Below are 9,613 nucleotides of genomic sequence, written 5' to 3'. Positions count from 1 at the left end.
GGGTGGGCGCGGAAGGGATGCTCGCGGACGCGTCCCTGGCGAGCGCCGAGGCGGTGGAGCACGCCCTGCTGAAGGGCTCTGCGGTGCCCCGGCGCCGCGCGGTGGGGGCTTAAGCCACATGGACGAGAGGGCGCGAACGGCACTGGCGGAGGCGGCCCGCGAGCACGAGCGCTTCCTCTGGGGGCTCTGCTACCGGATGACCGGCGTGGCGGCGGACGCGGACGACCTGGTGCAGGAGGTGTATGCGCGCGCCCTTTCAACTCCGCCGGAGCAACTGGACACGCTGCGCCCATGGCTCGCGCGGGTGGCGGTGAACCTGTCGAGGGACCACCTGCGGCGGCGCCGTCGCGAGGGCTACATCGGACCGTGGCTGCCGTCGCTGGTGGACACGGGGGACGAAGAGGTGCCGCCCTCGACGGAGGCGCGGCTTCCCGGAGGAGGCTCGACGGAAGGGCGCTACGAATTGCTGGAGAGCGTCTCCTTCGCCTTCCTGCTGGCATTGGAGGCGCTGTCGCCCAAGCAGCGCGCGGTGCTGCTGCTGCGCGACGTCTTCGACTACTCGGTGCGCGAGGTGGCCGAAGCGCTGGGCATGAGCGAGGTGAACGTGAAGGTGGTGCACCACCGCGCGCGGACGGCGATGGCCGCGTATGACCAGTCGCGCTGCGTGCCCACCCGGGAACTGCAGGAGCGCACCCGGGCCGCGCTGGAGGGTTTCCTGGGGGCGCTGCTGTCGGGGGACGTGGCGGCGGCGGAGGCCCTGCTGGCCACGGATGTCCGAGCCCTGACGGACGGGGGCGGCGTGGTGCGGGCGGCGCACGTTCCGCTGCTCGGAGCACAGCGGGTGCTCATCTTCTTCCGCCGGCTGCTGGAGATGCGCGGCGCGCCGAGGGCGGTGGCGGTGCGGATGCTCAACGGCCTGCCCGCGGTGGTGGCGGTGTTCGAAAAGGCGAAGGACCCGCTGGTCGCCGTGAACACCGTGATCCGGGTGGACGTGGACGCGAGCGGACGGATTCGCGAGCTGCACTCGGTGCTGGCGGACCGGAAGCTCGTGGGCCTGCGCATGCCCGAGGAGGCCTGAGCGCAGCGGGGCGGTCCCGGCGCGCAGCGTGCATTCGTCAGCGAGAGGCGTTGCGGCGGGCGGCGGACGCTTGCAGCCCCAACAGGCGGCAGGAGCGACAGACTCTCGCTGTTCCAGTGGACCGGCTCCGCGTGGGAGAAGAAGGGCTGCTGCGTGAGCCAGCTCTCCGTCGGCTCGGACGGTGAGCTGTGGGCCACCAACGTGTGGGGCCTCAACGCCCAGGGGATGGTCTACAAGTGGCAGTAGCGGACGTGTGAGCGCCGGCCGGTCCCCTGAAGGCTGTCTTCAGGGGGCCTGGACGTCGACGATCTCCACGTTGCGGAAGTCCTCGCAGGGCTTCTTGAACCCGAGCACGTACTTCAGCGAGCGCAGCTCCAGCAGCAGCTTGGACCAGAGCCTGCGCGGCAGGCTGGGGCGCAGCGCCTGGGGGAGTGCCGCTGCGACTTCATGGAAGTCGATGTAGTGCGTCGCGGTGAGGCCCATGCCCTCGAAGTCGTGTTCCAGCCCCCGGGTGAGCTGGCGCAGCTCCGGCGCGAGCCCCTGGCGCACCGTGTCCGTCATCAGGACGTATTCCTTTACCGGCACGTCGTTCTTCAGCATCCGGTGCACGAGGATGACGTCCACCCCCGCGAGCTCGGTGAGGTGCTTCACCCGCTGGAAGGCGACCTCGCCGGCATGGGCCACGAACTTGAGCGTCAGGGCGTCCACCTGCATGCACCCGTCGCACCGGCACATGCGGTCGATGATGAGCCGCTCGCGCCGGGCGAGGAACGCGCGCCGGATGTCCGTGACCTGCTGGGCGAAGGACGTGGTGTCGTCCCCCACGGCGTAGAAGAAGGCCGCGTCCCCCTCCAGCTTCGCGAGCTTGAACCGGCCGGAGGCGTCGATGAGCGCCTCCAGCAACTGCGCCACCGTGTCCTGCGCGTGCGCGAGCCCGAAGCGGTGGTGCTTCATGAAGCGGGTGTACCCGCCGATGTCCGCGATGAGCAGCAGTGCCTTCTCAATCGCCATGGGAGCCCTCCTTTGCGTTCAGCGCGCGAGTCGCGCCGCGATGCCGTCGAGCACGCAGTCCAGGCCCTTGTCGAAGACGACCTCGAAGGAGGGGTGCGTGGCGTCCCGGAACACCCTGGCGAGTGTCGGGAAGCGGCCGGTGTCGATCATCCGGCGGATGTACGGCTCCGTGGCGTTCTGCCACTGCGTCTTGTTCATCCCGCTTTCGAGCGTGGCGCGCTGTTCGCTGGCCTCGCTCCGGAGCGCGCCGACCACGTAGGCGTTGACGGTGCCGACGGCCTGCATGACGGCGTCGATGTCGTCCTTGAAGCCCGGGGTGTTGCTCAGCGCGGCGAGTGACGCCTCCAGATGCGCCAGCGCGTTGGGGCCCAGGTGGGGACGGCCCACCAGCAGGTCGATGAGCCACGGGTGCTTCGCGGCGGCCTGCCGGGTGCGGTGGGCGATGGAGCGGAGCGCCTCGCGCCACGCGCCTCGAATCGGCCCCGCGGACACCATCTCCCCATAGACGGCGTCCACCATCAGCTCCAGCAGCTCCTCCTTGGTGGACAGGTAGCCGTACAGCCGCATGGGCCCCGCATCGAGCGCGGCCGCGACCTTGCGCAGGGACACCGACGCGAGCCCTTCCGCGTCCGCCAGCTCCAGCGCGGCATGGACGATCCGCTCCCGGCTCAGGGGGCCCGGCGCGGGACGGCTGGTGGGTTCGGGACGCTCCCAGACGAGGGCGGACTCCGGCGCACGCGGCTTCTGGGTCATCACGGAGGGTCTTGCCCCATCGACCCTGCATTGACAACGGGCCGGCCATTTATACACTGTATCTGTCGATACGGTGTATAAATGGAGGTTCCCGAGATGGACTCGACTTCGGTGTTGGTGGTGGGCGGCGGCCTGGTGGGCCTGTCCGCTTCGATGTTCCTGGCGTGGCGGGGCGTGCCGACGGTGCTGGTGGAAAGGCACCCGGGCAGCTCGCCGCATCCCCGGGCGATTGGCTACACGCCGAGGACGATGGAGCTGTTCCGGGCGGTCGGACTGGGGCAGCGCATCCCCCAGAGTCCCCCTGACTTCCGGCTGCGCCGGGCCCGGGTCGAAAGCCTCGCGGGGACGTGGTTCGAGGAGTCCGCGTGGACGCCCGGGAAGCCGGACGCGCCCGTCCTCGAATACTCGCCGTGCACGGGGACGGCGCTCGCGCAGGACCGCCTGGAGCCCATCCTCCGGGAGCGGGCCGTGGAGCTTGGCGCCGACATCCGGCTCGAAACCGAGCTGGTCCGGTTCGAACAGGACGCGGAAGGGGTGACCGCGTGGCTGCGCGAGCGCGGGGGACGGGAGTACACGCTGCGCGCGGCCTATCTCATCGCGGCGGACGGGCACCGCAGCCCGATCCGCGAGGCCTTGAAGATTGGCCGTGATGGCCGGGGCCACATGCGCACGGTGCGCAGCGTCCTGTTCCGGGCGCCGCTGGAGGAGTACCTCCAGGCGGGCGTCACGCAGTTCCAGATTGAGCAGCCGGGGTTCAGCGCGTTCCTCACCACCTATGGCGACGGCCGCTGGGTGCTGATCTTCTCGGATGACGAGGAGCGCGACGAAGGCACCTTGAGCGCGCTGGTGCGCAGGGCGGTGGGCCGGTCGGACCTGGAGGTGGAGCTCATCACCACGGGCCGTTGGGAGCTGAGCGCGCTCATCGCGGACCGCTTCTCTTCTGGCAGGGTGTTCCTGGCCGGGGATGCGGCGCACACCCTTCCGCCCAGCCGGGGTGGCTACGGCGCGAACACCGGCATCGAGGATGCCCACAACCTCGCGTGGAAGCTGGCCTCGGTGCTCTCCGGTGCATCGACGCCGTCCCTGCTCGACACCTACGACGCCGAACGCCGGCCCATCGCGTGGCTCCGGCACCAGCAGATCTTCGCCCGGGCCGACTACAAGGCGGACGCGGCCGGGACCGCCGGGGACGCGCGGATCCTCGACGACGACGCGATGGAGTTCGGGCAACTGTACCGGTCCACGGCGGTGCTCGACGCCAGCGACACGCTCCCGCCCGCGGCGAGGCCGGAGCAGTGGGCCGGTCAGCCCGGGACGCGCGCGCCGCATGCGTGGGTGTCCGACGGTGATGCGCGGCGCTCCACGCTCGACCTGCTCCAGCAGGGCTGGGTGCTGTTCGCCGGGGACGCGCGGTGGTGCGCCGCCGTGGAGCAGGCCGAAAGACAGCCGGGCCTGGGCCTCCAGTGTCTCCGCCTTGGCGTCGACGTGTGGCCATTGGACGCGGACGCCTTCCGCGAGTCGCTGGGCCTGGGGAAGGAGGGCGCCTCGCTGATCCGCCCGGATGGGTATGTGGCCTGGCGCTCGCTCGACCTGCCGGCGGATGCGGCTCGCGTGCTCACCGACGCGCTGAGGCGGGTGTCGTCCGCGCCGTAGCCTTCCCGTTGGGGCAGGTCATCCTTGCGTGTTTTGTATTACCTGAATGCCCGTGCAATCCGAGGCGGAATCCCAACACCGACCGAAGGCGCGTTGATTCCTCTCACCGCGCAAGAAAGTCATTCCGCTTAAACCTTCCTGAACGCTCGTCCGTTGACGGGAGAGCTGTCTCCCCCCAAAACGCTAGGAACGCGAGCGATGCTGACGAAGAAGTTCTTCCCCTGGATGTTGATGTTGAGTGGTCTGACGCTGCTCCCCGGTTGCGACCCGCAGCCCAGGCCTGTCGAGGTCATCTCCTCTCACGGGCCCGAGGACGTGGTGCTGCTCATCGAGCGGGAAGGTGGCGCGGGCCCCTACGTCGAAAGCACGCCGGAGCGCTTCCGCATCGTCGCCTCGGGAGAGGCCTTCAAGTCGGTGCGTTGGAGCACCGACGCCGGGGCCCTGGAGCCCGACGCGGAGCATGTCACCTGGACGCTGCCCCCGGCGGGGACGGCCTCCTTGTCCGTCTCCGTGGAGACGGAGTCCGGGAAGACGGCGGAGGGGTCCTTCCACTTCAGCGTGGTGGCGTCTCCGCTCGCCACCAGCACGGTGATCGATCCGGGGCCGGACGTCACGGGCAGCACCTGCAAGCTCGCGTTCGACGACGCGGGCAAGGGACACGCCGTCTACACGAACGACACCCACAAGACCCTCTGGTACGCGAGCTGGGATGGCACGTCGTGGAAGACGGAGCAGATTGACGGTCCCGGCTTCAACACCGGTGGCATGTTCATCACGGATCCCGTGCTGGCGCTCGATGCGGCGACCGGCACGCCGCACGTCGCTTATCTCAAGAGCACCGGCCCCGTGGCGGTCGCCACGTTCCGCATCGGCTACGCCACGCGCGTCAATGGCGCATGGATTCGCGAGAGTGCGGACCTCGCGCCGACGACCCGCATGGGCATCGCGCTCAACCCCGCGCAGGGACAGCAACCGGTCATCGTCTCCGCCAACAGCAACCTCGGGACTGTCCGGGTCACGACCCGCACGGGGGCCAACACCTGGACCAGCTCGCTGCTGCCCCTCACCACGTCCATCCTCACGGCAGACCCGGTCTTCGACGCGACCGGGGCGCTGTATCTCCTGACCAACCAATTCGCCAGCGGCGTCTGGGGCAACTACCTGCGGGTCATCCGGGGCTCGGCCATCGAATCCTTCAAGGTGAAGGATGGCGGCTCCTCTGGTGCCTGGAACTCGCTCGTCTGGGGACAGGGCCAGCACCTGCTCTCGATGGCCAACGGCATCAATGACGGCGACCGGGTCGCCATCGAGGACATCACGGTGGGCACGCCCCTGTCGGCCAGCACCGTGAGCGCCTCCCCGGTCGACTACAAGTACGCGTCCTCGTCCCTGGCGTATGGCGGGGGCAAGCCGGCCGCCGTCCTGCGCAACGGGCCGGCGATGGAACTCGCCACGCCGGACGCGCAGGGGTTCTGGGCGTATACCCAACTGGGGACGGTGGATGACGCCACGCGCCCGAGCGTGGCGATCCGTCCCACGGATGGCACGCCGCACGTCTGCTACCAGCGGGACGGCAAGGTGAGCTTCCAGTAGCCTTCCGTTCGCGGGTGCCAGCCTCGTGTCGTGGACCAGGACGGGGTGGCGCCGGTGCACGCGCGGGTGATGGTCGGCGGGGGGCACCACCCCTGCTATTTCGTCGAGGTGGTGGAAGGCACCCTCACGGCGGGCGGGAACACCGCGTCAACGCCGGGTGAGCGCCTGCGGGTCCCAGCGCGGCAACCGCTCCTGCTGGAGCTGGGACCCTGCGTCGTGGAGATTGAGTGAGCCGGAAGGCTCAGGGCGCGCGGAGGCTGAGCGCGCCCAGATAGTCGGCCTTGCCCAGGTTCACGCCGTTGTGGCGGAGCAGCGCGTACACGTGGGTGACGTGGAAGAAGAAGTTCGGGACCGCGTGCTCAAGGAAGTAGTTGGCACCGGTCATCGTCTTTCCCTCCCAGCGCGGCTGGGTGATGACGCGCTCGGACACGCCTTCGAAGTCCTTGGCGGAGAACCCGTCCAGGTAGGCAATCACCGACCGGATGCGGGCGCTGAGCTGCTCAAGCGTCTGCTCGGTGTCGGGGTGCGAAGGGGCCTCCTTGCCGGTGAGTCTGGACGCCGCGAGCTTCGCGGAGTCACAGGCGATCTGCACCTGGCGCGAGAACGGAAGCTGGTCGGGCGCGAGCCGGAACCCGAGGTAGATGTTCGGGTCGAAGGACTTCGTCTTGGCGAAGGTCGCGGCCGTCTCCAGCCACTTGTCCATCTGCCCAAGCATCTTCTTCATCTGGGAAAAGGTCTCGAAGTACATGGCGCGCAACCTAACCCCATGACCCTCGGCGCACCACCTGAACTGAACCGCCGGCCGGAGGGCCTTGAGGCGGCGTGACGGGGCGGCGTCCGGGCCCCCTCTGTCCCGAACGCCGCCCGTCACGCCGCCGTCACGCCTGACGTCAGAAGGTGAGCGTCAGGTCATGCAGAACCGCCTCGCACCCCGTCCGTGTCCCGGCTTCGTTGCCGCTCGTGTCGCCCACGCAGGTGAGGGTCTGCACGATGCGCGTGTTCCCGGGGAGCTGCGGGAAGCCCCAGACGTCATTCGAGTGCCCCGTGTCCGTGTAGCTTGCCTCGGCGTGGCCGCCGCCCCGGTGAGCCGGAGCGCCTTGAGGAATACCGGCATCGGCGGACACGGGACATCGCCGTGCCGCCAGTGGCTCCAGGCGTGTGACGAAGCGGCCCACGGCGTCCGCGAGCTGGCCAACGCCAATGATTCACAGCGCGGTCATCCATCAACGCCAGTGGCGTGGCGTCCTGGACGTCATGCGCGCGCGGACGGCGGCCGGGCCGTCCGGCATTGGAGGAACAGGTGAGGGACATGGTTGTTCGAGAGGGATTGTTCGAGTCCAAGCCCATTCGCGTGATGGTGGTGGACGGGGATTCAGAGAACCGGCGGCTCGTGGGCTCGGTGCTGGACACCGATGCCGAGGTCGTCGTCGCGGGCATCCACGAAGGAGGGGGCCGGGCCGTGGAGGCCCTGCGGCGCGAGCCCGTGGACATCCTCTTCCTGGATGTGGCCCTGGAGGGCCTGGACGGCTTCGAGGTGCTCCGCGAGGCTGGCAGCACGTGCGCGGGCGCTGTCGTCTTCATGACCGCGAGGCAGGAGTACGCCCTGCGGGCCTTCGAGGCGCGCGCGCTCGACTACGTCCTCAAGCCCCTGTTCCTGGAGCGGTTCGTCCAGGTGCTGGACCGCGCGAAGGAGCATGTCCGCCGGGGACGCATCCAGCACCTGGTGCGGCAGCTCGCGGGCCTCGTGGAGACCCTGCCCGGACCGTACCAGGCCCCGCGCTACCTGGAGCGGCTGGTCATCCGGGAGGTGGGGCGGGTGACGCTGCTCTCCGTGGACGACGTGGACTGGATGGCGGCGGAGGACAACTACGTCCAGGTGCACACCGGGGCGAAGAGCCACCTGGTGCGCCAGCCCCTGCGCGACCTGGAGGCCCGGTTGGACCCAGCGCGGTTCGTCCGCATCCACCGCTCCACCGTCATCAACCTCCAGCGGGTCCAGGAGCTCCGCCCGCTGCTCCACGGGGAGTACCAGGTCATCCTCAGGGATCGCACCACGCTGAAGCTCAGCCGGGGCTACCGTGAGCGCCTGGACACGCTGCTGGCCCGGGGCTGACGCACGGCACCCCGGGCTAACTACCGCGCCTTCCCGGGCGGGGCCTGGACGGGCCTCAAGGGGCTGGCGGCGGCTGCCTGGAGGCGGCACCGCGCCTCGGCGGCCCGCGCCCGCGCGGCGTCCTCCTGCTGGCCCGTGGCCGACATGAGGGCCGCGGCCCGGGCGTAGTGCTCCGCCGCCTCCTCCGGGGGCAGCACCTGTTCGTCGGAGTGCGCTGACGCCAGCAGGTGTGGCAGCGCGCGCTCCACCCGTCCCGCTTCGAGCCAGTGATGCGCCAGGAGGATGGCGGGGGCTCCATCCTCCTCCAGCGCCGTGGCCAGCCTGCCGTGCAGCACGCGGACGTCTCCGGGCTCCATCGCGGCCCGCACGGCCTCCATCACCAGGTCATGGCTGAAGCGCTCTGCCATCAGGACCTGGGCCGACTCCAGCTCCGCGAGCGCTTCGTGCGCGCTCGCCGCCGTCACCTGGAGCACCCGGGGCACGAGCGACGTGCGGAAGAAGGCGCCCGCCAGCGCCGCGAGCCGGGCGCACTGGAGCGCCAGCGCGGACAGCCGCTCCAATCTCAGTTGGATGAGGGGGCCCACCCGTCCCGGAGGCGGCAGCCGCTGGGGCCAGTCCCGCCGCAGCGAGTCCGTCTCCAGCAGGTGCTTCAGGGTCTCCACCACGTACAGGGGATTGCCACCCGTGTAGCGCGTGAGGTCCTCCGCGTGCGCCTCCGCGCCGGGCAGCCCCATGGCCGCCACCATGCGCTTCACCTCCTCGCCCGTCAGCGCCTCCAGTTCCACGACGCGTGCCATCCCCGCGTCGAGGAGCCGCGCCACATGGTTCCGCGTCTGGGCGGACAGCTCATCCCGGCGGTAGCAGTCGATGAAGCGAAGGGGCTGGGCACCCCTGGAGACGGCTTCGAACATCCGGGGGAGCCCGTAGAAGAAGGCCTTGCTGCTGGCCGCGTCCCAGTACTGCACGTCGTCCGCGATGCTGATGTCCTCGTGCTCGTGGAGCAGTTGGAGCGCCACCGCGCCCGCGTCGTAGAAGCGCAGCATCCCGGTCTCGGAGTCCAACGGCGGCAGCAGCCGCGTCTCCCCCAGCTCGGGGAGGATGCGCGACAGCTCCGTGCGCACCCAGTCCGGCAGCTTCACGTCCGGCCAGCGCGCCATCTGCGTGCGGAACGCGCGAGCCTGTGAGGCGAACGGCACGTCGCTGTCGCCCACCCGCGCCTCGATGCGGCCCCAGCGTCCCTTCGAGCTCGCGAACTCCTCCGCGAGCCGCGTCTTGCCGCTGCCTGGGTCACCGGAGATGAACAGCATCTGGCCCGCCTCCCAGCCGGCCTCCAGCTGTCGCCACGCGGCATCCCGGCCCGCCAGCACCGGAGGGCGCAGCACGGACAGGGGCAGGGCCGTGCGGGTGACCGC

10 protein-coding genes are annotated in these 9,613 nt (G+C 70.1%); 5 read left to right on the top strand and 5 right to left on the bottom strand.

Annotated elements, in window-relative coordinates; translation table 11 throughout:
* Positions 1-118 precede the first annotated feature (118 nt).
* Entirely contained in the window at positions 119-1,078 is a 960-nt protein-coding gene (locus D7Y13_RS32440) for a sigma-70 family RNA polymerase sigma factor (RefSeq protein ID WP_120583243.1), read from the top strand.
* Between the two features lie 285 nt (positions 1,079-1,363).
* On the opposite strand, the gene D7Y13_RS32435 is transcribed toward D7Y13_RS32440, so the two are convergent.
* Both D7Y13_RS32435 and D7Y13_RS32430 read right to left on the bottom strand, forming a co-directional pair.
* Entirely contained in the window at positions 1,364-2,089 is a 726-nt protein-coding gene (locus D7Y13_RS32435) for a DUF2652 domain-containing protein (RefSeq protein ID WP_120531916.1), read from the bottom strand.
* Between the two features lie 18 nt (positions 2,090-2,107).
* The gene (locus tag D7Y13_RS32430) at positions 2,108-2,842 is read right to left on the bottom strand and encodes a TetR/AcrR family transcriptional regulator (RefSeq protein WP_120583242.1); all 735 of its coding nucleotides are present in this window, start codon (positions 2,840-2,842) and stop codon (positions 2,108-2,110) included.
* Positions 2,843-2,938: 96 nt separating this feature from the next.
* Between D7Y13_RS32430 and D7Y13_RS32425 the strand changes: the two genes are divergently transcribed.
* From D7Y13_RS32425 to D7Y13_RS32415, 3 genes are all read left to right on the top strand, one after another.
* Complete coding sequence (locus tag D7Y13_RS32425; RefSeq protein ID WP_199732737.1) at positions 2,939-4,495, top strand: FAD-dependent oxidoreductase; 1,557 nt, start codon at positions 2,939-2,941, stop codon at positions 4,493-4,495.
* A 198-nt stretch (positions 4,496-4,693) separates the two neighbouring features.
* Complete coding sequence (locus D7Y13_RS32420) at positions 4,694-6,088, top strand: hypothetical protein (protein ID WP_120583240.1); 1,395 nt, start codon at positions 4,694-4,696, stop codon at positions 6,086-6,088.
* Between the two features lie 30 nt (positions 6,089-6,118).
* Entirely contained in the window at positions 6,119-6,319 is a 201-nt protein-coding gene (locus tag D7Y13_RS32415) for a hypothetical protein (protein ID WP_233595477.1), read from the top strand.
* Between the two features lie 10 nt (positions 6,320-6,329).
* On the opposite strand, the gene D7Y13_RS32410 is transcribed toward D7Y13_RS32415, so the two are convergent.
* A complete protein-coding gene (locus D7Y13_RS32410; protein ID WP_120531912.1) occupies positions 6,330-6,836 on the bottom strand; it encodes a DUF1993 domain-containing protein in 507 nt (168 codons plus the stop codon).
* 142 nt (positions 6,837-6,978) lie between these two features.
* On the bottom strand, positions 6,979-7,212 hold the full coding sequence (locus D7Y13_RS32405) for a hypothetical protein (protein WP_120531911.1): 234 nt from the start codon (positions 7,210-7,212) through the stop codon (positions 6,979-6,981).
* 185 nt (positions 7,213-7,397) lie between these two features.
* Between D7Y13_RS32405 and D7Y13_RS32400 the strand changes: the two genes are divergently transcribed.
* Positions 7,398-8,201: a LytR/AlgR family response regulator transcription factor gene (locus tag D7Y13_RS32400; protein WP_120531910.1), complete on the top strand. Its 804-nt coding sequence runs from the start codon at positions 7,398-7,400 to the stop codon at positions 8,199-8,201.
* Between the two features lie 20 nt (positions 8,202-8,221).
* Here D7Y13_RS32400 and D7Y13_RS32395 read toward each other — a convergent pair.
* Positions 8,222-9,613, bottom strand: a 1,392-nt coding sequence (locus D7Y13_RS32395; protein ID WP_147452540.1) for an AAA family ATPase, incomplete at its 5' end; no start/stop codon positions are given.

The sequence above is a fragment of the Corallococcus praedator genome (assembly GCF_003612125.1).
In the GTDB taxonomy this organism is placed as follows: domain Bacteria; phylum Myxococcota; class Myxococcia; order Myxococcales; family Myxococcaceae; genus Corallococcus; species Corallococcus praedator.
This window is presented reverse-complemented; position numbering and strand designations above follow the sequence as displayed.

Bases quoted from the DNA above. Each gene is read 5' to 3' on its own strand.
- D7Y13_RS32400 (WP_120531910.1), top strand. From the start codon at position 7,398: ATGGTTGTTCGAGAGGGATTGTTCGAGTCCAAGCCCATTCGCGTGATG.
- D7Y13_RS32420 (WP_120583240.1), top strand. From the start codon at position 4,694: ATGCTGACGAAGAAGTTCTTCCCCTGGATGTTGATGTTGAGTGGTCTG.
- D7Y13_RS32425 (WP_199732737.1), top strand. From the start codon at position 2,939: ATGGACTCGACTTCGGTGTTGGTGGTGGGCGGCGGCCTGGTGGGCCTG.
- D7Y13_RS32430 (WP_120583242.1), bottom strand. From the start codon at position 2,842: ATGACCCAGAAGCCGCGTGCGCCGGAGTCCGCCCTCGTCTGGGAGCGT.
- D7Y13_RS32440 (WP_120583243.1), top strand. From the start codon at position 119: ATGGACGAGAGGGCGCGAACGGCACTGGCGGAGGCGGCCCGCGAGCAC.
- D7Y13_RS32410 (WP_120531912.1), bottom strand. From the start codon at position 6,836: ATGTACTTCGAGACCTTTTCCCAGATGAAGAAGATGCTTGGGCAGATG.
- D7Y13_RS32435 (WP_120531916.1), bottom strand. From the start codon at position 2,089: ATGGCGATTGAGAAGGCACTGCTGCTCATCGCGGACATCGGCGGGTAC.